This is a genomic window from Sulfurospirillum sp. (assembly GCF_036802865.1).
Lineage (GTDB): Bacteria > Campylobacterota > Campylobacteria > Campylobacterales > Sulfurospirillaceae > Sulfurospirillum.
In genome coordinates this window covers 231,945-255,566 of the sequence record NZ_DAIRVK010000003.1, presented here as the reverse complement: position 1 = coordinate 255,566, position 23,622 = coordinate 231,945, and the positions used below count along the sequence as shown (strand labels likewise).

The window sequence follows — 23,622 nt, the reverse complement described above, 5'->3', positions numbered from 1 at the left end:
CAGCTTAGTCACGGATCTTTATATGTAAAAATTTTGCTCAATAAAACAACACCCCTTTTGTTACCAAGTTGATATAATGTTTGCATAGAATTCTCGCATGAAAGGGAGTCAGATGTCAGTCAACAAAGTTTATGTGCTCGATACCAACATTATCTTGCACAATACCAATTTTATCAAAGAGTTGTGTGATGGCGGAAACAACATCATTGTGATCCCAGAAACGGTGCTCATAGAGCTGGAAGACTTTAAAAAGAACTTCACGGAACTTGGCTATCAAGCCAGAAGTTTTGCCAGAATGTTGGCAACGTGCAAAGTCATCGAAGTGGACATCCAAGAGCCATTTCGTGTGGTAAAAATGCAGTACGAAGACGATATTGCGATTCATCTCTTCTCTAAAACAGTGTACAACTCAGACATAGACTCGCAATTCATCAACGAATCCAACGACAAACGCATTCTCGAAGTGGCTTCGGGTGCGCAGACGTACTATCCTGATTACAAAGTTATTTTTCTCTCCTTGGACGTTTATGCCCGTATGTTTGGGCTTTTCTACAATGTCACCGTAGAGTCTTTGCGTGAAGACAGGAGCGATGTGCCTGAGTTTGAGTTTGTCAAACAGCTTCCCATCGAATCAGCGCTGTTTAATACGCTCGATAAAAAGCTGATTATGGAGTATGACCCAGATTATAAAAGCGGAAACTACTGCTATGAGTTTATAAGCCCAGATGGTAACTCAGAACATGCGATTATCTCCCCAGGGGGCATTATCCATATGCTCAATGAAGAGCTTGATTTTAGGGGCTTAGAAGTGAAGCCGATCAATCTCAAACAAAAGTATTTTATGAAAGCACTGCTCTCCAATATGTACGACATTCACGTCATCGACGCGCGTGCGGGTAGTGGTAAAACCTTGATGGCGTTTATTGCGGCGATGAGGTTGGTGAGTAAAGGCAGTTACGAGAAAATTGTTTATGTGCGAAACTCCATCGAAAGCGTTGATAAAGGTGCTGATGTCGGCTATCTCTCAGGCAATGATGAGAAGTTTAGAATTTACAATATGGCGCTTTACGATACCTTAGAGTTTATCGCCAAAAAGCGCATCAAAAAACGAGATAACACCCAAGAACCGCAAGTGGCAATCGAGAAAAAAGTGCAAGAGCTCATCACAAAGTATAACATCGAAAAGCTCTGGCCAGGTGAAGCACGTGGTCGTACACTTTCAAATGCCATCGTGATCTTAGATGAGTGGCAAAACAGCTCAAACAACACCACGCAGCTCATCTTGTCGCGTCTGGATAACAACTGTAAAGCTATCGTCATTGGTTCAAACAGACAGATCGATAACATGTACCTAAACCGCTTTAACAACGGTTTGACATCACTCTTAAAACAGACCAAAAAGCCACAGACGCACATTTCGCTCTTTGCGATTGAGTTAGACAAATCGGTACGGGGTAAGTTCTCACACTTTGCCGATGATATCTTTGGGGATGGCGATAAACACAAATGACGAAATACCAATTTAGCGGCGATGAAGACCCGATAGTTTTTCGATCTATCTTTATCTCCGACCTCCACTTGGGAACACGTTTTTCCCAAGCGGAGGAGCTTTTAGAATTTTTAAAATACACGCACTCGGAAAACCTCTACTTAGTCGGTGATGTCATCGATGGTTGGGCGATCAAACGCAAGATAAAATGGGCACAGTCGCATACGGATGTGATTCAAAAAGTGCTCAGAAAAGCACGTAAAGGCACGAATGTCTACTACATCACCGGCAATCACGATGACTTTTTACGCTCTTTCTTGCCTTTAGGGTTGGGCGATCACATCAAAGTGGTTGATGAAGTGGAGTATATGAGTTTGAAGAACGAGCGCTTTTTCATTACACACGGAGACTTTTTTGACAGTATTACGATGACGAAGCGATGGCTCGCCATCTTGGGCGACATTGGGTATGACCTATTGCTCAATGTCAACCAAGTCATTGGCTGGTTTCGCAAAAAAATGCGTTATCACAGTCATTGGTCGCTCTCTAAGTATGTGAAAGACAATGTTAAAAGCTCCATATCTTTCATCACCGATTTTGAACATATCCTCAGTGAGCATGCCAAACGAAACGACTATGATGGTGTGATTTGTGGGCATATCCATAAGGCTGAGATACGCGACATTGAGGGTATAAAGTATCTTAACTGTGGCGATTGGGTCGAGTCATGCACCGCAATTGTAGAAACCTTAGAGGGTGAATTTAGGATCATACGATGGCTGGGACATTGAAAATTTCTTTAGCACTCTCAGGCGGAGCCGCTAGGGGTGCGTTTCATTTAGGCGTCATTGCGGCACTTGAGCGAAACAATGTGGAGATAGCCGCTGTTTCGGGTACGAGTATTGGTGCTGTTATTGCAGCAGGTGTGGGCTCTGGCGTGAGTGCTTTTGATATGATTCGTATTTTTCAAAGCAAGGCGTTTCGTAAAGTGTTTCATTTTAACTATTTTCGAAAAGGCTTTTTTCGCATCAATGAAAAAGCGGCAATCTTAAAAGAGATTGCACCCATAAAGAGATTGGAGCAGATGCTCATTCCCACTTTTGTGACGTGTGTAGATTTGCCCAGTGGTGAGATTGTGCGTTTTAGCGAAGGGGAAACGGTCAAGCTTGCCGTTGCAAGTGCTGCGCTGATTCCTATTTTTCGCCCTATTGCCTATGAAAAATACATGCTCATTGATGGTGGTTTTATGGATAATCTACCTGTCGAACCACTGTTAGAGCTTGGTAATCCCATCGTGAGTGTCAATCTTTTCCCTTTACATGTCAAATCAAAAGGGACACTTTTTTCCAGTTTTGAGCGGGCGATTTATCTCTCCATTCTTGCCTCTTCCAAACATCAAATAGAACAGAGTGATTTGTGTATTAGTGATCCTGCTTTGAATGATTTTGGATTGTTTACTTTTGGTCAATTAGAAGCATGTTTTGAGCTAGGATACCGCAAAGGCAGTGAATCCATTTTGACTTTTATGTCACAAAAAAGTATAATGAAACCCTTTTAAGATCGAAGGAATAGAATGACAAGTAAAGAATATTTAACGCAAATGTTTGCGTTACAGCAAAAATTGAACGACGAAACCAATGGTATTGGCTGGGAAAATGGTTATACCCAACATAACCGCATGATTAATTGGAAGCGATGTATTTATATGGAGTGTGCGGAACTCATTGATAGTTTTAGTTGGAAACATTGGAAAAATATTAACAAGCCAACCGATTGGGACAATGTTACCGTTGAAATCGTTGATATTTGGCATTTTATTATGAGTTTGTTACTTGAAGATTATAAAACCAATAACAAAGGCGATCTCGATAAATTAATTTCGGATGTTTTAGATGTTCAAGGATTTGAAGCCTTTACCAAAGAGCCACTCTCTATCGGGTCAGCAGCTATGATGGAACTTATTAACGACATTGAAAGCATTATTCACGACACGACAGGCTTTGAGATGGATATGTTTGATGGTCTGTTACGCGAGTATTTTAACTTATCGCGCAAATGTGGTATTAACCTTAAAATCCTCTACAAATTTTATGTGGCTAAAAATGTTCTGAACCAATTTAGACAAGATCATGGCTATAAAGAGGGTCATTACATTAAAGTGTGGAATGGCAAAGAAGACAATGAAGTGATGCTTACTTTCTTACAAGGAGAGTCTGCACCAACCATTGATGCTCTTTATAAAAAACTTGAGAAAGCCTATCCAAAGGCGTAAACGGTAGGGATTTCCCTACGGTTTAGCGTAAACGATACTTCTGCTTTTCGGGGTTTCTAAAAACTCCACGTGTGAGACTTCCACTCCCAAACGACTCATTTTCTTTTGAATAATACCCAATAACCATGTCGAAATATTCTCACTCGTTGGCACAAAATCAACGATGATATAACCCTCATACATCTCCATCAAATGGCCTGGTCCTTTCTCAATTTTCGTAAGATCAGGTGTTTTGTAGCCACTCTCGTGGGTTAGAAGATTTTGTTTGTCGGCAAAATGTGGAAGCAACGTTTCAAAGAGTGGATCGTGAATATCGATGATAAATTTATGATCTAAGGTATTGTCCAAAAAGAGTTTAAACCAGTTGAGATGATGAAAGTCTGTCACCATGCCATTTTTAAGCTCACTGCTTTGTAGAAAAACGATGATTTTACCTTGATGTCCGTGCAAGTGGCGACATGCTAAACAACCACTCAGCGAGAACTCAGCATCCAGCTCTTGTGACCAAACACGGTGCCCATAACAAAAATCAAACTCTTTACTTATTTGCCAAATCATTACTCTACCTTCAGTGTTTAATCCTTAAATGATACCTAAAAAGAGATATAAAGAAAATTCTTGACGTGCCTTTTAGTGAAAATATATTATGATATAAGTATAAAATTAAAGAAAGAGTGTTATGTTAAAAGTCGTCGAAATATTTTATTCCATTCAAGGAGAGGGCACGCAGGTCGGTGTTCCTTCTATTTTTATTCGTCTGCACGGATGCAACCTTAGTTGTGGTTTTTGTGATGAATTACTGCACAAAGGTGAGTATGAGAGCCTTAGTTCCAGTGATGTTTTAGAGCGCATCAAGCAGTATCCTTCTATGCATGTTATCATTACCGGTGGCGAGCCTACCATCTATAATTTAAACAGTTTTATCGAATACCTGCAAGCCCATATGTACTCGGTTGCCGTTGAGACCAATGGCTATAACTTTTCCAATATTGTCAATGCAAACTGGGTGACCTATAGCCCCAAAGATTGGGATAAGATCGAAAAAAATGGGTATGACGAGATCAAGTTTGTTGTAGGCAAAACATCTCCTGTTGAGAAGATTCTCGATTTTAAAAGCTACAAGCCTATTTTTATTCAGCCTCAAAATGAGATGGATCGTCCCAATCAAGAAAATTTAAACTATTGTATTGCTTTTGTCAAAGCACATCCTCAATTTATCTTAAGTGTGCAGTTGCATAAGTTTTTAGGAGTCGAGTAATAAAGTGTCTCTTTGCCCCTATAATACCTTTTGACATTTAAAAAAGGGTGTAGATACAAGGCAGATTTTTACAGGTTTACTTATTGTAAATCAAGAAAATCTAACGAAGTAGATATACCCTTTTTTAAATGCCCTACGGGTGAAAGGCTTTTGCATCATCTTCGTCGTTAAATTTACTCAACTTGCAATAAGCAAGTTTTCATAAATTTGCCTAGAATCTAAAGCAAAAGTCTTTCATCAAAAAATATTATAGGGGCAAAGGAGGCACTTTGAGTCGCGCATTGGTTGTTTTTAGTGGTGGACAGGACAGTACCACATGCCTTGGGTGGGCTAAGAACCGTTTTGATTATGTTGAGAGCATTACGTTTGATTATGGTCAAAAACATCGTGTGGAGATCGCGCAAGCGGGGAAAATTGCGGAAGTGTTAGATGTCAAGAATACATTGTTAAGCTTAGATGCTTTTTCACAGCTCAATGACTCTGCATTGATCGATGGAACGCAAGACATTGCTGCGCACCACAGAACCCATACCAATCTCCCCGCTTCGTTTGTTCCCAATCGTAACGCCATCTTTTTTACGCTGGCACACGCTTTTGCTCAAAAGCAAGGGATTGAACATATTATCATTGGGGTCAATCAGACGGACTATTCGGGGTATCCTGATTGTAGAGAGCCGTTTGTGAAAGCGTTAGAGCTAGCCCTTAATCTTGGCAGTGAAGCAAACATCACGTTTCACTATCCGCTCATGCATTTAACAAAGGCGGAAACGTTTGCACTATCAAAGGAAGAGGGCGTTCTTGACCTTGTAATTAACGAGTCACATACGTGCTATAATGGTGACCATACGCATAAACATTCATGGGGATACGGTTGTGGCGAATGCCCTGCTTGTATCTTGCGAAAACAGGGCTGGGAAACTTTCGAAAAATAGGTTTAAATTTTTACATGTAAAGATTGTTATGCTATGTTTGCATAATAATTAAGGAGAACTGCAATGAGTGTTAAGTCCTCTTTTTTAATTTTCACGATGCTGGCATTTTTAGTTTCTATTGGCTTTGAGCTTATCAACTGGTCTGATGAACGTGAAGAAGTCAATGTGATGGCGGAGCAACATGGGCAAGAGATGATGCAAGGTTTTAAAAAACTCATGGCATTAAAGTCCGATCCGTTCAAAAAGCAAGCAATGGACTATGCCGCGTGGAATGATCTTGCAAATTTTACAGAACAAAAAGATCCAATATGGACAAAAGGCAATCTTGAGGGTAGCACGGTGCAGTTCGGGATTGATGGTTTTTATATCTTGGATAGTGCTCAAAATGTTCTTTTTAGTGAAGTGGATAAACCTTTTTTAGAAAATATTTCTACACTGATTCCTTTACAATTACTGGACAATACCAATGGTGAACTTCTCCACTTTTTTGCCAAAGCACCCGAAGATGTTGTTGAGTTTTTTGTAGCCCCCATTCACCGAATCGATGAAAATGTAAGCCAAAACGCTTTAGCCAAAGGGTTTGTAATCATCGCAAAACATTGGGATAAAGCATTTTTAGATGAATTAAGTGATTTTGGTATTGCAGAGGCGCATTTGAGCCCATTTAAGAAAAGCCAAAATGACTACTCCATTGCGAGCGAAATTCCTTTATTAGGGATTCAAAGTGAAAAAGTCGGTACGCTGTATTTGCATCTGCGTAACCGCATGAGTGAAGTTTTAGATGGTTATGGTGCAAAAGACATCCAAGTTTCTTTTCTCAATATTGCTCTTCTTATGCTTGTTTTATCGCTTTTGATTGCCAAATTTATCTCTTTCCCATTACGTGATATTACCAATGCTTTAGAACATAAAAGTAAAGAGCCTCTACGAAAATACCTTCTTAAAGAGAATGAGTATGGAGCGATTGCAGTTGCTTTATGTGAATCGTTTGATACCAAAGTAGAACTAGAATACCTCAATAAAAACTTGGAAGCAAAAGTACATGAAGAGGTTGAAAATAGCAGGCTCAAAGATCGTATGCTTTTTCAGCAAGCCAAATTAGCTGCCCTTGGTGAGATGCTCGGCAACATAGCCCATCAGTGGCGACAACCGCTTAATACCATCAGTGTGGTTGTGAGTAAAATTTACTTGGACAGTAAAACGGACAAATTGACACCTCAGCTGCTCGAAGATGAGATTCGCAAAGTGCGTGAGCTTATCCAAAACATGTCTGCAACTATTGATGATTTTAAAGATTTTTTCAAACCCGATACCGAGAAAGTCGTTTTTCCTCTTTTTAAATCCATTGAAGAGAGTATCAAAATTACCGATGGTGGCATTGCCAATAAGAACATTGTTTTTCATGTTGATTGTCCGAATGAAATCGTGATATATGGCTTTAAAAAAGAGCTTTCACATGTGCTTTTAGTTCTTATCAATAACGCCAAGGATGCGATCATTCAAAGAGAAATTCAAAATGGCTCGATTACCCTTAAAGGCTATGCCCAAGAACACTATATCATTCTTGAAGTTTCCGATAATGGTGGCGGGATTGAGGATGCTCAATTACCTGCCATCTTTGATCCATTTTTTACAACCAAAGATCCAATGGGTGGAAATGGAACAGGGCTTTATGTGGCTAGACAGATCGTTGAGCAGAGTATGCAAGGCTCCATTAGTGCTGTGAATGAAAACGGGGGATTGGTTGTAACGCTGGTTTTACCCAAGGAAAAAGTAACGTAAAGGGGAAAATCCCCTTTACGTTACTCTGCTAGAAACTTGAAAAGAGACGTGCTCCAGTCATCTGTTTTAAGAATTTTTTGGTAAGTGTTGGTATCTTTATCAAGTGCTTCAGCTGTGAGTTTCATCGCACCATAAGCTGCAAAAATCCCTTTAAATTCCATACCTGTAAAAAGAATAGTTGATTGAAGTGGTCTGAGGTATTCACTGAGTGTAAAGTTGTTGTAGGCACCTGATTGGTATGCGTACTCAGGAGATCCTGTACTTACGATGATTTTACTCTCTTTTCCTGCAAGCTTACTGCCCTCTGGACCGTATGCAAAACCATAGCCAAGCACTTTATCTTGCCACTCTTTTAAGATAGCAGGCGCGCTATACCAGTAAAGTGGAAATTGAAAGATGATGCGATCAAATTGGACTAAGAGTGCTTGTTCTTTTGAAACGTCAATGGCTTCAACAGTTTTATATGTAGCGTAAAGATCATGTACCGTGATGTTTGGTTCGTCTTTGATGCTTTCAATGAGTGCTTTGTTGACTTTTGACTCTGTCATATTGGGGTGTGCTAAGATAATTAATGTTTTTTTCATAATTTTCTCCTTAAAATATTTAGAGAAATATACCAATGTCCACCTTAAAGTTTATTACAATAAAAAAAGTAAGTAAAGAACAAAAATGATTATTGTGGTATAATACAAAATAAGAGGTGATAACGATGATAACAACAGACGTAAAAGAGTTGCAATGCCCTGTAGCATTAACATTGGACATTATTAATGACAAAAGCAAAATATTTATTGTCTATATATTGCTTAGTGGTCAAAAACGGTTTAAAGACATTTGTGAAGCTTTTTCTCAAGTGACACAAAAAACAGTGACGCAAAAACTCAAAGAGTTAGAGGCTGACCATATCATCGAGCGTACCGTATTTGCGGAAGTGCCTCCTCGCGTGGAGTATGCACTCAGTCCTATGGGTAGAGAGCTTGAAAAAGTACTTGCTTCTATGCATGCTTTCGGAGAGGTTTATTCTGCAAAGTATGGGTGTACCAGAGTTTGTAAATAAGCTTTACATGTAAAAATTCTATTGATTGAAAAAGGTGAAGTGATGAGCGATACATTAATGCGCTTTAGGCAACGTTTTACGAATTACCAAAAGTCTCTTAGGCATCTTAAAATGACCGTGGAAAAAGAGAACCTGAATGAGATAGAAAAAGCAGGACTTATTCAATTTTTTGAAGTTGGGTTTGAGCTGGCATGGAAAGTAATGAAAGACTACCTTGTGGCTGAGGGCTATGAGGTCAAAAGTCCACGAGAGACGATCAAACAAGCCTATCAGTATGGACTTATTGAGGATGGTGCTTTGTGGCTAGAAGCCCTCGAAAAACGCAACCTAAGCGCACACACTTATGATGAATCTATCTTAGATGAACTTGAAAAGCTCATCGTCCATACCTACTACCCAATGATGGAAAAACTTAAAGATGTATTGGCGATGAAGTGATGGTGGGACTTAGCGAAAAAGAGCTTGCAAAATTGCGCGAAGTCTTCACCCAATTTGATGCCATCGAAGAGGTTATACTCTTTGGCTCTCGCGCTCTTGGAACTCACCAAAAAGCTTCCGATGTTGACCTTGCCATCAAAGGCAAAAACATCGACCTTGATGCCCTTTCAAAACTCAAATATACTCTTGAAGAAGAGATCAATCTGCCGTATTTTTTTGATGTGATTGTCTACGATAAAATCAGCGATGATGCGTTGAAAAAGGCGATAGATGAGGGTGGAGAAAAGATATATGCTTGAAATCCTAGGAATAATTGCGACTATTTTAGGGGTAATTACAGGCATAGGCTATCTAATAGAAAAGGCTTTTAGTTATTATTTAAAACGACAAAATGAAAATAAAAAGCAAATTATTAATATTTTGAATGTCGACAATGTTCCCAAGATGCAAGAAGCTAAAAGAGATGTATTTGATATTAGTAATTTAAAATTTATCGAGAGTTTACCTGAAGAAAGGGCGTTAGCTTACAAAAATGCTCATAAAAAATGGGATACAGGAGTTACCTCTTTAATGAGAGAAGGTAATTATGATGTCATAGAATTTTTAAAAGTTGAATGGCTCAAGCTGTCAGAATTTTATACATCACATAATTTTGAAGGTAAAACTTCAGAAGAATATATTAATGACTATATAAAAAAACGATTCAGTTTTCATTGGGCAAAGCATATGCCAAATGGTAAATTTCAAAGTGGAACTATAGTTTATGTTATGGTTGGGGCTGATGTTATTACTGACATGGAAATACTTATAGATGAAATAGTAGGCACATTGTCTTTTTATAATGAGAATTTTAATTATTTAGCATGGCAAGAAAAATGGAAAGTTATTGATCCATCTTAAAAGGATATAACAATGCAAATGACCAACATCCCTTTTGGCACAACTGATTGGGCGAATATAGAGCGTGTTGAACACAAAGGTGAGAGTGGAAGTGCATTTTGGCGAACCAAACAGTGTGGGGCCATTCGCGTGCGCATGGTCGAGTATACCGCAGGGTATAAGGCTGATCACTGGTGTCAAAAAGGACACATTCTTTTGTGCTTAGAGGGCGAGCTTTACATCGAGCTTGAAAATGGCGAAGTGCATTTGCTAAAAGCGGGCATGAGTTATGAAGTGGCAGATGATACAATGGCACACCGTTCGTATACGTCAATGGGTGCAAAGCTTTTTATCGTTGATTAATCTTTACATATAAAGGTATTTATGGGCAGAGAAAATTACACATGGTTAGAGGGAGAGCTTCCTTCTTGGGTGCGTGAGGGCATTATTACAGAAGAAAATGCAAAAGTACTTTTGGGTCGTTATGAAGGCGACAATGCTTCTCATCGCTCTTCGGGCATGGCCTTTAGCCTGCTGGGATTTGCGCTTGTGGGGCTTGGCATTATCTCCATTTTGGCATACAACTGGGACGAATTGGGGCATCTTGAGCGTACACTTTTGTCCATAGTGCTTTTAGTGGGTGCGCAAGCGTTTAGTTTTTGGGTGAAGCGTTACAAGCCAAACGACACGTCGCTTTTAGAAGGGAGCGGGATTCTTTGGTTTTTGATGATGGGAGCCTCTTTGGCGATCATCGGACAGACCTATCATTTAGGTGGTACTCTTTATGATTTTCTAAGTGCGTGGCTTTTGCTCTCATTTGGCATCGCATGGTTACTTCCTTCCTCAAGTGCGGCATTTTTACAAATCATTTTATGGACGATAGTCTGGATCAGCAATCGCAATGACTTTGCTTCCGTGATGGATATGAATTCACGCTCTTTCATCAGTACATGGCTACTTCTTGGAATGGCACTCTTTTGGCTTGGCTACTATGTATGGCAACTTAAAACGGCTAAAAAGAGAAATTCTACGTTACTTCTAAGCTGGGGGCTTGCGCTGTCATTGTTCCTTATCTTTAGCGTTGAAATCGCGATGCAACTTCATTCGACGTTTCATGTGCGAAGTACGCTTAATTACGTATCACTTTTCTTTGCGATGTACTACATGGCAGGAATCCTTTTCCTGTCGCACGGTGAAAAAACGTGGCAGCGACCTTTTGATCGTATCGGGAAATTTGGGGCATTGCTTTTGATACTTTTGCATACCTCATTTAGACTGTGGGATTGGATAGATAACACCAATGATTATCTCCATGAACCGATTCATATGGGGTGGCTGATGATAAGCTTCGTTGTGCTCTATGTCATCCTGTTGGCGCTTGTGATACGAAAAGAAAAGAGAGTCCCTGCTGAGGTGCTTGTCATACTTACTCCCCTTATCTTCTTTGTCTACAATGCGTTGCAAAACGGCTCGGAAACGTCTTGGTATATTGCCATGCTCTTTATCAATGCTTCGTTGATTTTAGGGGCAATTGTGATGATTGTAAGCGGTGCAAAAGAGTCGAAAATAGGACTGATCAATCAAGGTATGATTTTGATTGCTTTAACGGTCTGGATTCATTTTATAGATGCAAATTTTGACTTGGTGGCAAAGGGTGTTGCTTTTATTGTAACGGGTGTTTTATTTTTAGTGATTAATGCTCTGGTAAGACGAAAGTTGAGGGCAAAAGCATGAAAACTATCAAGCTTTTTTCATGGATTTTTTTTGGGCTTTTGTGTTTGGTGCAACTGGGTGTCATTTTATTTCAGATAACGAGTTATGAGCGCATTTTAAAAGAGGGAGAAGTGTTTTACTTCAAAGTTGTGCCACTTGATCCGTACGATGCTTTTCGTGGGCGCTATGTTTCGCTTCGTTTTGAAAATGCAAGCAAAGTGCCATTGGTAGGGGATAATGTGGACAATGAAGCCTCCAAAGGCTACGCAATTTTAGAGCACAAAGACTCTAGGGATATCGTCAAAGAAGTGCAGTTAAACAAGCCTTCCTCTGGCAATTTTATAGAAGTAGCGATCAATTACATCAATCACGAAAAAGACAATCACATCAGTGCCAACATCTCTTTACCGTTTGATCGTTTTTACATGCGCGAAGAGATTGCTCCTAAAGCAGAAAAAGTGCTCAGGGCTCGTAGTGGCGTGAGCGTGAATGCGAAGTTAAGGGTTTTAAATGGCAAGGGTGTTATCGAGGAGTTAATGGTGGGAGAGACACCTTTGAGTCAGTTCGTGCTCTCCCATTAAAAGCATTACGGTTTGAGTTCAATACCAAGCGTAAGTAACTCATTTTCAGTATAAGGAATAGGCGTTTTTTTGCCCTCAGGCGAGACGTTCACATAAGTTATTACAGCACTGGTGACATGTAAACAGCGATGCGTTCCTTCAACAGACCGCTCGGCATTAACTTCGATTTGTACTGTAATCGAGGTTTTGCCGACTTTGATGATTTTGGCGTAACAACTCAAAACATCACCCACCTTAACTGCTTCACGAAACTCCATGGATTGTACGGCGACCGTTACAACACGTCCGACATTGAGATCGCGCACAGCAAGGCTTCCTGCTATATCCATTTGCGACATAATCCACCCACCAAAGATGTTGCCAGAGGGGTTTGTGTCTTTTGGCATTGCAACGATTTTGATGCGAGGTTCACCCATATTGTACATATATAACCTTTGTAGTGAAAAAAGAGGCTAAAGCTTTTTTGCCTCTTTTGATGGGCGTATCATAATACAGTATTGTTTGCAGGTAATTTAAACGAAAAATCAGATCCAACGCCTAAGCTACTTTGTATGTCTAGGTTGGTGTTATGCAACCTAAGAATGTAGTTCACAAGCGCAAGTCCCAAGCCCATTGAATTGTCCCAAGAATGTGAGTTTGAGCGGTAGAATTTTTGCGTTACTTTTTCGATTTCTTCGGTTTTGATTCCCACACCACTGTCTTTAACATGCAACGACTCATTTTCCAACACAATGGTGATGGCATCTTCTGAGTATTTGAGGGCATTGTCGATGAGGTTAGAGATGACGATTTCCATCATTGTTCGATCCGCTGTAACACTCAATGTTGTTGGAAGCTCGCATATGATGGTACGATTAGGGTGTTTTTCACGAAAGCTTTGGGCTAATTCTTGGGAGAGTTTAGCGATATCAAAGGTACTGTTTTGGGTTGTAAAATCACCATTTTCAAACTTAGTCGTAAGCGCTAAACGATCGATCATGTTGGAAATTTTTTGACCATTTTGGACGATTTTACCTAAAAAGCGCTCTTTGATTTGTGCATTTGCATTAGGGTCATCTAAAAGTGTTTGAGCATACCCCATAATGGAAGCAATAGGGTTTTTAAATTCATGGCTAATGGCGGAGATGACATCGCTTCTTTGTTGGCTGATCAGCTTGATTTTAGCGGTGTATTTTCGTTTTTGTTTGGCTCTCTTTTCCAGTTTTGCCGCTAGCTTTTTAAGGTAGTTTGCGATCTCTAAAAACTCTAAACTAAAGTGAGATGAAAGGCTTATTTTATAGTCTTTATCGGCAATTTGTTGGAGGTTTTCAACGATTTTATCGATTTCACGACGAATTTTTTGACTGAGAATATAGGCACCATAAAGCCCAACCATAATGCTGAGTAAAAAGACAATGGTTAATTTGATCCAGAGTTCATAAAAGCTGTGCATAACGGTGTCAATATTAGACGCTAAACGGATAAAGAGTGTCTCATCGCCTTGTTTAAAGTGGTGCGCAACGTACAAAAAGTTACTTTTGATCGAATCAGAGTAGCGTATAGAGTGTCCAAATTCATTTTTCTGCGCTTTGATAATTTCTTCGCGGTGCGCGTGGTTATCCATTTTTTCATGCTCTTTATCGCTATCAACCAAAACATTACCTTCTTGGGTGATAAGTGTAAAACGCATATTGGTATTTTCTTTAACTACTCTTGCAAACTCTTCGAGGTTTTGAATATTTGGTAGTTGGTATTTGATAATTTTGATATGTGATTCGAGTTCATGTTCATAGCGCTCGATATTGTCACTCTTAATCGTAAAGTAACTGACAAGCCCTGAGAGGATTAGGGTGGATAAAAACAGTGTCAGCAGCGCTCGTGTGAAGTGTTGGTGAAGCATTAGCATAAGCTATATCCTACTCCCCAAATGGACTTAATGTACTCTTTGTCTTTATGCGGGTCTATCTTTTGTTTGAGGCGATTGATGGCAACATTGACTGTTTTATCTTGAAAGAAGTCTTCATTTTTCCAGACATTTTCCAATAAGAATTCGCGGCTTAAAACGGCATTTTTATTTTCGATCATGGTGCGAAGTAAATCAAACTCTAATTTGGTAAGTTCGACCTCTTTATCATTGACAGATAAGCGGTGTGCTTCAAGATCGAGAAGAAGGTCACGGTATGAAAGTGTGCTTTTGCTTGCAGGCGATGTGCGTGAAAGGATGGCTTTGATGCGGAGCAAAAGCTCTTTCATGTTGTAAGGTTTTGTCACATAATCGTCGCAACCTCTTAAAAAACCCTCTTCAATGTGGGCATCGCTGTCTTTAGCTGTTACAAAAATGACAGCTTGAGAGAAGCCTTTTTTACGCAAAGACTCAACAAATTCGCTTCCTTCAATGCCTGGCAAATTGCGATCAACGATAAGAAGGTCAATAGGCTCTTCTTGTAAACATTTTTCGACATTTTTGGTATTTAAAAACCCTAATGTCTCGTATCCCTCTTTTTGCAAGTGATACTCTAACAGTTCGAGTAAATCTTCTTCATCTTCAATAATTAAAATAGTCTGCTTCATTTAGCCTCTCATTTTTACACAAACTACCACTTTAATGGTAGTTTTTTATAGAATTTAATACGTTTTCATCTCTCCACCAACACGTGAAAAAATCATGAGTTGAACGATGTTGACACTACGATCTGCCATACGCTCTAGTTTACGCATAGTACTTAAAATTTGAATAAAATCAGCCGATTGGTCAATGGTTTTTGTCATATCGCTCAAGATGTTTTTTTCCAAAATAGAATAAATATCATCACTCTTACTCTCTTCAACTTTAACTTTGCGGTAAACATCTTCAAGGGTGTCTTTGTCACCCATATCGATAGTTCCTATCGATAACGTAACGGCTTTAGAGGCAGTTTTGCACAGGTGTGATGAGTACTCATGCAGCGAGATAAAAGGTACATCACCTTTAAGATGCAGTGCCATGCGTTTACTAAAGCTACGAATGTTTTCAGCAATTTTGACAAGCTCATTTGTGATTTTTAAATATGCTACCATTTTGCGAAGATCTTTCGCTTCAGGACCAAAAAGTGCAAGTGTTACAACGATTTCATTGTCGATAGCATTGGCTTGGTTTTCAATATTTTTGAGCAATGTTCGAGCAGATTCAAAGCGGGAAACATCTAAACTTTCCATACCACTCAATGCTTTTTCACTTGCCATAATGATTTCAGAACCTAGCCCCAAAAGCATTTTTTTGATTTCGATGAGGCTCTCTTCATATTTTTGAAGCATACGTTTTCCTTACAATATTTTGACATTATTGTAGTTTTAATTCATTACAATATGGTAACATAAAAACGCCTCCAACGTTACCACATCGTAATCAGCTCCTTTTATAATCTACCAAAAAAGTACCAAGGAGTATTCAATGGTCGATGTAGAAAAAACGTTAAGTCTCAAGTACCCTAGTATCGTGTATTATCCCAGTATGGTGAGAAATTTCGTTGTTTATCTGCTCAAGAAGCTATTGCACCAAGATGAGATCAACGACTTTTTAGTCCATGGAGAGGCGTATCGTGGGTTTGATTTTGTTGAGGCAGTGTTAGAGTATTTTAATTTTGGATACACTGTTTCCAATAAAGATAAAGCCAACATTCCATCCTCCGGTCGTGTTATCATCATTGCAAACCATCCTTTGGGGGCACTCGATGCGTTAGCGCTTATTGCGCTCATCAAGGAGATACGAAGTGATGTTAAAGTCCTAGCAAACGATGTGCTCATGCAGATAGAACCGCTCAGTGGTATTCTTATTCCGATTGACAATCTGAGTGGTACAACCGCTAAAGAGTCGATCAAAAAGGTTTACGATGCACTGGAGAATGACGAAGCGTTGATCGTCTTTCCTTCGGGTGAAGTTTCACGTGCGCATCCGACTGGCATTAAGGATGCGAAGTGGAAAAAAGGGTTTTTGAAATTTGCACAAAAGAGCAATTCTCCCATTCTTCCTGTTTTTATTGATGCGAAAAATTCACCTCTTTTTTACACACTCTCGATGATTAACAAAAAACTCTCAACGTTTTTACTTGCAAGCGAGATGTTTAAAAAACGCTCGAAAGTCATTAGCTTTAAAATCGGTGAGATGATTACCTTTAAAACGCTTCAGAAGTCTGAACTGAGCGATACAACACTGATTAATCTTTTAAAGAAACACCTTTACAAAATCAGTCGAGGGAAAAAGGGAGTTTTTGCGACACAAACAGCGATTGCTCATCCTGAAGAGCGTAAAGCCATAAGGGCTGAGCTTAAAAAATCGACTCTTTTGGGACAAACCAATGATGGCAAAAAGATCTACTTGTACGAGTGTGAGAGTGGTTCTATTTTAATGAAAGAGATAGGGCGTTTAAGAGAGTTTACGTTTCGCAAAGTGGAAGAGGGAACGGGTGGAAAACGAGATGTGGACGCGTTTGATAAGCACTACAAACACATCGTGCTGTGGGATGACGAAGAACTTGAAGTTGTTGGTGCATACCGCATTGGTGAAGCCAATTATGTCAGCGAATATTTTGGAGTAGATGGGTTTTATTCGCAAACACTTTTTGAATTTACCCCCGATTTTGAGCCTTATTTACATAATTCCATCGAGTTAGGTCGTAGTTTTGTGCAACCGCGTTATTGGGGGACACGGGCGCTTGATTATCTGTGGCAAGGTATTGGGGCGTATCTGTTTAAAAATCCCCACATTCGCTATATGTATGGACCTGTGAGTTTGAGTGATGTTTATCCGAAGATTGCTAAAAATCTGATCATTACTTTTTACTCGCTTTATTTTACCTCGCCCAAGACATTAGTGAGTGCTCGAAATGGCTTTTTTATGAGTAAGATCGAACGTGAAGAGGCGCAGGCATTTTTTAAAGGAGATGACTATAAAGAGGATTTCACCGCTCTCAAAGAACAACTCTCGCATATGGACTTAAGTGTGCCAACACTTTACAAACAGTACACCGAGCTTTGCGAAGAGGGTGGCATCTGCTTTTTAGACTTTAACATTGACAAAGAGTTTGCGAATTGTGTTGACAGTTTTATTTTAGTGGATATTACGAAGATAAAAGAGGCGAAAAAAGCGCGGTATATCAAAGGGGAATAAACACGCTAAGCCCTAAAATAGGGCTTAGCCGTAGTAGTATGTTACGCGTTTGTTTTAAAGACGGAGAGGGCGTTGCTCAGTGTGGTGGAGAGTTTTGCGAGATGCTCTGCGGCACTAGCGATCTCTTCGACACTTCGTGCGTTGGTTGAGGTGAGTTTATGGATGGTATGGACACGCTCTAACATTGAATTGGCTTCGATACTTCCATTTTTTGCCTCTTTGGCTGCACCCTCTGCAATAGCAGCTGTTTCATTCATATTGTTGACGGTTTGAAGCATGAGTTGTTGTGTGTTTTCTGCTCTGTTTCCAAGCGATTGAATCTCTTTGGCATTTTTCTTCATAAGTTCTGAAGAGGTAGCCACCGATTGGGTGATGACGGCTACGGTTGAGTTACTCTCCACGAGGCTTTTTTGGGTACGTTCAGCAAGCTTTCGTACTTCATCGGCAACGACAGCAAAACCACGTCCATGCTCTCCCGCTCTGGCTGCTTCAATGGCGGCATTGAGGGCTAAAAGATTGGTTTGTTCAGCGATGTCTGCAATGACAGAAAGCACTTGTTGTACTTGATTGACTTCTTGATTGAGTTGTTCTAAACGAGCCGAGAGATCGGTTTGATTGACAACGACCGTTTGAAGGTTAGAGGAGACAGCAAGGACTTCGGAGGAAGCGTTGTTAAGCTCATTTGCCACATTTTGCATCACGCTGCCTGCATGTCCCGCATTTTCTTCGCTGGCGTGTAAAATCGTAGCAACTCTTTTAGTGGTCTCGACCGCATGATCAACCTCTTGATCAGTCTCTTCGGTGCGTTTTCCTATTTGCATGGATGTCGATGAAAGTTCCTCCGCAACTGCTGCATTTTCCGTAGCGGTACGTTTAGCATCGTCTATGGTTTGGCTTATTTGGGTGAGCAAAGCATTGACCGTTTGCATCATGGTTGCAATCTCATCTTCACCATGCGTCTCTATGGTATGCATTAAGTCTTTGCTCTGACCAATGTATTGGCACTCTTTGGTCGCGATTTCTAACGATTTTTTAATGTGTGAAGCTACGAACCAGAAGAAGAAATTGGTGATAATGAGTACACTCAAAGCAAGCGAAATACCCAATATTCGAGCATTTGCTAAAGATGCTTTTTCTTCTTCTTCAATGGCTTTAGAAAGTTCATCGGCTTTTTTAGAGATGATAATAAACCCATCTCTTCCTTTATTGGTCAGCACAGTAAACTTTTTACCATCCTCTGTCGCTAAAAACTCTGGTGTATCGGTTGCTTTTTTGTATTTTGTGAGAAGTTCAAAACGAGGGAGGGTCGATTCGGCAAAGGCATCAACGCCTGTTTTAATCTCTTTAAAAAGAGCGATGTCTCGTTCACTGGTGAGTAAAGGTTGCAATTCATTAAGGTGTCGTGCAAGGGTTCTCTCCGCCTCAATGGACTTTTCCATAAATACAGGCACAAATGTAATTTGATAGCCACGTGATTGCATCAAAAGCTCAGCCGTGTCACGTGTGATTTTTTCAATGACCTGAACTTTTTTGACGGCAACTTCTGCACTAGCAGTATTTGAAATGAGAAGGTAACTTAAACAGATAGTTCCTGTTAAAATGATGAGAAATAACATCACAAGTTTTGAGCGGATTGTCTTAAACATAAAATATTCCTTACAATTCATATTTAATTTATATATTAGCATAAATTGTAGTTGTTGTGTGTGAGATTTAGCGTGAGATAGGCATAGTAAAATGCGTAATATCAGGAAAAAAACCTTCAATGAACGTGTGCTGGATTGAAGGTTTTTTTACATTCCTTTAGCTTTGAAGCATAAATCCTCTCATAGAAAGACTGGCATTTTGAAAAAGAGGTGTGATGCTGGTGAGGGCATCTTTTTCATGCCGTGTTCCTGCAATATAGAGTAGCGGCAAATAATGGTCAATGATTGGATGTGCCATTTTAAAATCAGGGCATCGCTCTTCAATGCGTATAAGGCTTTCTATATCGTTAGACGTAAAGGCTTTATCGATGAAAGTATCGACATTTTTAGCCCACGCTACGGCAGGGGCATTGATATTGTAAAAATCGACCATACCTAAATTATGCGTGAGATTGCCACTTCCGATGATCATAATACCTTCTTCTCTGAGCACTTGCAGTTGTTCACCGATTTTGACATGTGCAATCAAGGGTAAATTTTTGTTGATACTCAGTTGGATAACAGGAATACTGGCTTTGGGGAAAAGATAGTACAAAGGCATCCATGCGCCATGGTCAAGTCCACGCTCTACCAGAGGTGCATCTAAAAGGGCTGCAATACGCTTTGAAAGTGTGTTGTTACTAGGTGATGCGTAGCTTAACTCATATAAAGCAGGAGGAAAACCATAAAAATCGTACAGCGTTTCGTACGCAATGCCTGAGCTCATGCTCACAGCTGTTTGGTTGGTGTACCAGTGTGCTGAAATAACAAGGATGGCTTTGGGGCTAGGAAGCTCGTGTGAGAGTGCTTCCAGTGCTTCCGTAAAACTGTTTTCCAAAATTAAATTCATGGGAGAGCCATGCCCCAAAAAGAGGCTAGGCATGATTTCTGACATTACCCCTCCTTAGGCTGTTTTAAATGCATTAAGCGCATGGCTTAGATTGTCAGAAAGTTTAGAGAGGTGCTCCGCCGCAGAGGCTATCTCTTCGACACTTCTTGCATTGGTTGTGGAGAGTTGATGAATGTTATTGATACGATTGAGTACTTCATCTGCTTTGGCACTGCCTGCTTGTGCATCTTTTGCCGTATCAATGGCAAGCTTTTTGGCTTCAGTCATATTATCAACCGTTTTGAGCATAAGCGTTTGTGTGTTTTCAGCACGAACACCAAGGGCTTGAATCTCACCCGCACTTCGTTTCATAATATCGGTTGCTGTACTGACGGATTGGACGATGACGGCAACGGTAGCATTGCTTTCCACAAGGCTTTTTTGTGTACGCTCTGCTAGTTTTCGTACTTCGTCTGCAACAACAGCAAATCCACGACCATGCTCACCTGCACGTGCCGCTTCAATAGCCGCATTTAGGGCTAAAAGGTTGGTTTGTTCTGCAATGTCTGAGATAACCGCAAGGACTTGTTGTACTTGTGCCACTTCTTGGTCAAGGTGTTCAAGGCGACTTGAAAGATCGGTTTGACCAACGACAATCGTTTGAAGATCAGAAGAGACAGCAAGCACTTCTTTGGAAGAATCATTGAGCTCTGTAGCAACATTTTGAATGACCGTTCCTGAATGGTTTGAACTCTCTTCGCTTGTTTTTAAGATAGAGGCAACGGCATTGGTTGCCTGTACGGTTTCATTCACTTCTTTGGCCGCATCTTCCGTACGCTTGCCGATTTGAAGTGAGGTTGATGAGAGTTCTTCTGCAACAGCTGCGTTTTCCAAAGCGGTACGCTTGGCATCATCAATGGTAAGACAGAGTTGTTTAAGGAGGTTATTGACCGTTTGCATAATATGAGAGATTTCATCGTTTCCTTGGATAGAAACACCATGACTTAAATCTTTCGTATTGCCAATGTATTCGCACTCTTTAGTTGCTGATTCAATCGAGCGTTTAATTTGACTGGCAACAAACCAAAAAACTAAAATGGCGGCAATAAAAATTCCTACAGACATGATGATACCCAAAAGAATAGATCTATCTACTAAGTCGTTTTCATAAGCTTCGATCGAATCAGAAAGTTTCTCAGATGCTTCTAAAAGCTTTACAAAACTTTCGCGTCCTTGGTTTGTGACCAGTGTATATTTTTTGCCATCATCTGTAGTTAAAAATTCTGGACTATTGATAGTTTCTTTATATTTGTTTACGATTGGAAAACGCTCGTCACTTGCTTGTTTTGTTTCAAGAGCAGTTTTTTTAATTTGAGTTAAAAGAGCAATATTTTCTTTATTTAACAAAACGGGTTCTAGCTCTTTGACATCCTGAAGAAGGGCATCCAGCGATTTATAGTAACTCTCCATCATTTTAGGATTAAAACTAATTTGGTGTCCTCTTGCATGTACTAAAAGCTCATTGGTACGTTTTGCAATATCATCTGCTGCTTGCACTTCGTTTACAGTCACTTTTGTTTTTATGGAATTGGAGATGAGGAGATAACTAAGGCTGGCAGTGCCTAAAAGTACAACAACCAACAGAAAAATCAGTTTGGCGCGAATGGTGGATAACATACAGAGTCCTTAAAAAGTAAAATATCAATAGCTTCCTATTATATCAACAATTTTTGCTATTTCATGTGAGATAATATATGAATGACAGAAGTAAATCGTAATCAAATTTTTCTAAAAGAGATGGAGAACCTAGCCAATAGTAGGCTAGGCGTCATTTTTAACGAAGCTATTGTTAGGCTGTTTTAAATGCATTCAGTGCATGGCTTAGATTGTCAGAAAGTTTAGCGAGGTGTTCCGCCGCAGAGGCAATTTCTTCGACACTTCTAGCATTGGTTGTGGAGAGCTGATGAATGTTATTGATACGACTGAGTACTTCATTTACTTTAGCACTGCCTGCTTGGGCATCTTTAGCGGTGCCCAACGCCAAGTCTTTGGCTTCATTCATATTATCAACCGTTTTGAGCATTAAAGATTGGGTGTTTTCAGCACGATGCCCTAGTCCTTGAATCTCACTTGCACTTTTTTTCATAATCTCAGTTGCTGTACTGACAGACTGAACGATCACCGCAACGGTAGCATTGCTTTCCACAAGACTTTTTTGAGTGCGTTCAGCGAGTTTTCGTACTTCATCGGCAACGACAGCAAACCCACGTCCATGTTCACCAGCGCGTGCCGCTTCAATAGCCGCATTTAAGGCTAAAAGGTTGGTTTGTTCTGCAATATCTGAGATAACACCAAGCACTTGTTGTACTTGTGCCACTTCTTGGTCAAGGTGTTCAAGGCGACTTGAAAGATCGGTTTGTCCAACGACAATCATTTGAAGATCAGAAGAGACGGCAAGCACTTCTTTGGAAGCATCGCCAAGTTCATTTGCAACATTTTGAATGACCGTTCCTGAATGGTTGGAACTCTCTTCGCTGGTTTTCAAAATAGTAGCAACCATGTGAGTCGCTTGAACAGTTTCATCAACTTCTTTGGCGGCATCTTCAGTACGCTTGCCGATTTGAAGCGAGGTTGATGATAGCTCTTCCGCAACCGCTGCATTTTCCAAAGCGGTACGTTTAGCATCATCAATAGCACTACGTAATTGTGCAAGAAGTGCATTTACTGTTTGCATCATCTGCGCAATTTCATCATTACCAAATGTTGTAATTTTATGGTGAAGATCTTTATTGATGCCAATATAGTCACACTCTTTTGCTGCCGTGTTGATAGATGTTCTGATTTGATTCGCAACAAAAATAAAGAGAGCAAATGCGCCACCCGCAACAAGTATTGCCATGACAATACCCAATATTTCTGCATTTTCTAATACCTTACCTTCGTATTCATTAATAGCTTTTGAAAGGTGTCCAGATGTTTCATCCAATGTTTTATAAGCAACCGCACGTCTTTTGGTGAGTTCATCAAAGGCTTTACCATCTGCAGTCGCAAGAAATTCGGGAGTTGTCAGTGCTGTTGTGTATTTTTTCATAAGGTCAAAACGCGGTCCTGCTGTTTTTTCAAGCTCGATCGCAGCCGCTTCTAATTCATTTAACAGTGTCAAATTCTCTTTGTTTTGAATTAAAGGTTTTAGCTCTTTCACATGCTCCATAAGTTCTTTTTGGGATTTGTTATAACTATCGATAGATTGTTGTTTATTTGAGATTTGAAATCCTCTGGCATGTACCAAAAGTTCGGAAGCGTGTTTTGCGATTTCACCCGTTGTTTGTATCTTGTCAGCGATCAAACGAGCATTATTCGTATTGGATACCAAGATATATCCTAGGCATAAAATACCTGCAAGAACGATGATAAGTAGAAAAAACAGTTTAGCGCGTATGGTTTGTAACATTTAGAAATCCTTCTAACTTTAGTAATATTAAAACAAGAGAAATTATAGCATTTAGTTAGTAATAGTAAGATTTTTACTTCCTCAATGGAAGCTCTCATCGTAACCAAGTTGTAATCAAATTCTTCTAAAAT

The 23,622-nt window shown here is 39.9% G+C and carries 25 protein-coding genes; 15 read left to right on the top strand and 10 right to left on the bottom strand.

Annotated features, from left to right (window positions below):
* The first annotated feature begins 112 nt into the window (after positions 1–112).
* The 4 genes from V7Q04_RS09025 to dut are packed head-to-tail and all read left to right on the top strand — an operon-like array spanning position 113 to position 3,761.
* On the top strand, positions 113–1,510 hold the full coding sequence (locus V7Q04_RS09025) for a PhoH family protein (RefSeq protein ID WP_333804668.1): 1,398 nt from the start codon (positions 113–115) through the stop codon (positions 1,508–1,510).
* Positions 1,507–2,280 (top strand): UDP-2,3-diacylglucosamine diphosphatase, encoded by a 774-nt coding sequence (locus V7Q04_RS09020; protein ID WP_333804667.1) that lies wholly within the window; start codon positions 1,507–1,509, stop codon positions 2,278–2,280. Before V7Q04_RS09025 ends, V7Q04_RS09020 begins: the two co-directional genes overlap by 4 nt.
* The gene (locus V7Q04_RS09015) at positions 2,265–3,047 is read left to right on the top strand and encodes a patatin-like phospholipase family protein (RefSeq protein ID WP_333804666.1); all 783 of its coding nucleotides are present in this window, start codon (positions 2,265–2,267) and stop codon (positions 3,045–3,047) included. Before V7Q04_RS09020 ends, V7Q04_RS09015 begins: the two co-directional genes overlap by 16 nt.
* A gap of 15 nt (positions 3,048–3,062) precedes the next feature.
* The gene (gene dut / locus V7Q04_RS09010; RefSeq protein ID WP_333804665.1) at positions 3,063–3,761 is read left to right on the top strand and encodes a dUTPase; all 699 of its coding nucleotides are present in this window, start codon (positions 3,063–3,065) and stop codon (positions 3,759–3,761) included.
* Positions 3,762–3,776: 15 nt separating this feature from the next.
* Here the strand turns inward: dut and V7Q04_RS09005 are convergent, their stop codons facing one another.
* On the bottom strand, positions 3,777–4,319 hold the full coding sequence (locus V7Q04_RS09005; protein ID WP_333804664.1) for a 6-carboxytetrahydropterin synthase: 543 nt from the start codon (positions 4,317–4,319) through the stop codon (positions 3,777–3,779).
* A gap of 121 nt (positions 4,320–4,440) precedes the next feature.
* On the opposite strand from V7Q04_RS09005, the gene V7Q04_RS09000 reads away from it, so the two are divergent.
* The 3 genes from V7Q04_RS09000 (at position 4,441) to V7Q04_RS08990 (ending at position 7,733) form a co-directional block, all read left to right on the top strand.
* Complete coding sequence (locus tag V7Q04_RS09000) at positions 4,441–5,019, top strand: 7-carboxy-7-deazaguanine synthase QueE (RefSeq protein WP_333804663.1); 579 nt, start codon at positions 4,441–4,443, stop codon at positions 5,017–5,019.
* 269 nt (positions 5,020–5,288) lie between these two features.
* A complete protein-coding gene (queC, locus tag V7Q04_RS08995) occupies positions 5,289–5,951 on the top strand; it encodes a 7-cyano-7-deazaguanine synthase QueC (protein WP_333804662.1) in 663 nt (220 codons plus the stop codon).
* Between the two features lie 63 nt (positions 5,952–6,014).
* Positions 6,015–7,733: an ATP-binding protein gene (locus V7Q04_RS08990; protein WP_333804661.1), complete on the top strand. Its 1,719-nt coding sequence runs from the start codon at positions 6,015–6,017 to the stop codon at positions 7,731–7,733.
* Positions 7,734–7,753: 20 nt separating this feature from the next.
* Here V7Q04_RS08990 and V7Q04_RS08985 read toward each other — a convergent pair whose 3' ends face one another.
* Positions 7,754–8,317, bottom strand: a complete 564-nt coding sequence (locus V7Q04_RS08985) for an NAD(P)H-dependent oxidoreductase (protein WP_333804660.1) — start codon at positions 8,315–8,317, stop codon at positions 7,754–7,756.
* Positions 8,318–8,442: 125 nt separating this feature from the next.
* Here V7Q04_RS08985 and V7Q04_RS08980 point away from each other — a divergent pair, with 125 nt between their 5' ends.
* From V7Q04_RS08980 to V7Q04_RS08950, 7 genes are read left to right on the top strand one after another with little or no spacing between them, the layout of a single operon-like run.
* Entirely contained in the window at positions 8,443–8,790 is a 348-nt protein-coding gene (locus V7Q04_RS08980) for a winged helix-turn-helix transcriptional regulator (RefSeq protein ID WP_333804659.1), read from the top strand.
* Between the two features lie 42 nt (positions 8,791–8,832).
* Entirely contained in the window at positions 8,833–9,228 is a 396-nt protein-coding gene (locus tag V7Q04_RS08975) for a nucleotidyltransferase substrate binding protein (protein ID WP_333804658.1), read from the top strand.
* On the top strand, positions 9,228–9,527 hold the full coding sequence (locus V7Q04_RS08970) for a nucleotidyltransferase family protein (protein WP_333804714.1): 300 nt from the start codon (positions 9,228–9,230) through the stop codon (positions 9,525–9,527). Before V7Q04_RS08975 ends, V7Q04_RS08970 begins: the two co-directional genes overlap by 1 nt.
* A complete protein-coding gene (locus V7Q04_RS08965) occupies positions 9,499–10,128 on the top strand; it encodes a hypothetical protein (RefSeq protein WP_333804657.1) in 630 nt (209 codons plus the stop codon). Before V7Q04_RS08970 ends, V7Q04_RS08965 begins: the two co-directional genes overlap by 29 nt.
* 12 nt (positions 10,129–10,140) lie before the next feature.
* Entirely contained in the window at positions 10,141–10,470 is a 330-nt protein-coding gene (locus tag V7Q04_RS08960) for a DHCW motif cupin fold protein (RefSeq protein WP_333804656.1), read from the top strand.
* 21 nt (positions 10,471–10,491) lie between these two features.
* Positions 10,492–11,841 carry a DUF2157 domain-containing protein gene (locus tag V7Q04_RS08955; protein ID WP_333804655.1) on the top strand — a complete coding sequence of 450 codons (1,350 nt, stop codon included), beginning with the start codon at positions 10,492–10,494 and terminating at the stop codon, positions 11,839–11,841.
* Positions 11,838–12,401, top strand: coding sequence for a GDYXXLXY domain-containing protein (locus tag V7Q04_RS08950; RefSeq protein WP_333804654.1), 564 nt, complete (start codon positions 11,838–11,840; stop codon positions 12,399–12,401). The genes V7Q04_RS08955 and V7Q04_RS08950 overlap by 4 nt, the downstream gene beginning before the upstream one ends.
* A 5-nt stretch (positions 12,402–12,406) precedes the next feature.
* Here the strand turns inward: V7Q04_RS08950 and V7Q04_RS08945 are convergent, their stop codons facing one another.
* Genes V7Q04_RS08945 through V7Q04_RS08930 form a run of 4 tightly spaced genes read right to left on the bottom strand, consistent with a single transcriptional unit; the run spans position 12,407 to position 15,674 of the window.
* Complete coding sequence (locus V7Q04_RS08945; protein WP_333804653.1) at positions 12,407–12,826, bottom strand: acyl-CoA thioesterase; 420 nt, start codon at positions 12,824–12,826, stop codon at positions 12,407–12,409.
* Between the two features lie 59 nt (positions 12,827–12,885).
* Positions 12,886–14,286, bottom strand: a complete 1,401-nt coding sequence (locus V7Q04_RS08940; RefSeq protein WP_333804652.1) for an ATP-binding protein — start codon at positions 14,284–14,286, stop codon at positions 12,886–12,888.
* Positions 14,280–14,951, bottom strand: coding sequence for a response regulator transcription factor (locus tag V7Q04_RS08935; RefSeq protein WP_333804651.1), 672 nt, complete (start codon positions 14,949–14,951; stop codon positions 14,280–14,282). Before V7Q04_RS08935 ends, V7Q04_RS08940 begins: the two co-directional genes overlap by 7 nt.
* 54 nt (positions 14,952–15,005) lie before the next feature.
* Positions 15,006–15,674: a phosphate signaling complex PhoU family protein gene (locus tag V7Q04_RS08930; protein WP_333804650.1), complete on the bottom strand. Its 669-nt coding sequence runs from the start codon at positions 15,672–15,674 to the stop codon at positions 15,006–15,008.
* 136 nt (positions 15,675–15,810) lie between these two features.
* Here V7Q04_RS08930 and V7Q04_RS08925 point away from each other — a divergent pair, with 136 nt between their 5' ends.
* The gene (locus V7Q04_RS08925; protein WP_333804649.1) at positions 15,811–17,526 is read left to right on the top strand and encodes a lysophospholipid acyltransferase family protein; all 1,716 of its coding nucleotides are present in this window, start codon (positions 15,811–15,813) and stop codon (positions 17,524–17,526) included.
* Positions 17,527–17,567: 41 nt separating this feature from the next.
* On the opposite strand, the gene V7Q04_RS08920 is transcribed toward V7Q04_RS08925, so the two are convergent.
* The 4 genes from V7Q04_RS08920 to V7Q04_RS08905 form a co-directional block, all read right to left on the bottom strand.
* Positions 17,568–19,172, bottom strand: coding sequence for a methyl-accepting chemotaxis protein (locus tag V7Q04_RS08920; RefSeq protein ID WP_333804648.1), 1,605 nt, complete (start codon positions 19,170–19,172; stop codon positions 17,568–17,570).
* Between the two features lie 157 nt (positions 19,173–19,329).
* Positions 19,330–20,106 (bottom strand): dioxygenase family protein, encoded by a 777-nt coding sequence (locus V7Q04_RS08915; RefSeq protein WP_333804647.1) that lies wholly within the window; start codon positions 20,104–20,106, stop codon positions 19,330–19,332.
* A 9-nt stretch (positions 20,107–20,115) separates the two neighbouring features.
* On the bottom strand, positions 20,116–21,717 hold the full coding sequence (locus V7Q04_RS08910; RefSeq protein ID WP_333804646.1) for a methyl-accepting chemotaxis protein: 1,602 nt from the start codon (positions 21,715–21,717) through the stop codon (positions 20,116–20,118).
* Between the two features lie 172 nt (positions 21,718–21,889).
* Positions 21,890–23,491 (bottom strand): methyl-accepting chemotaxis protein, encoded by a 1,602-nt coding sequence (locus tag V7Q04_RS08905; protein WP_333804645.1) that lies wholly within the window; start codon positions 23,489–23,491, stop codon positions 21,890–21,892.
* Positions 23,492–23,622 lie beyond the last annotated feature (131 nt).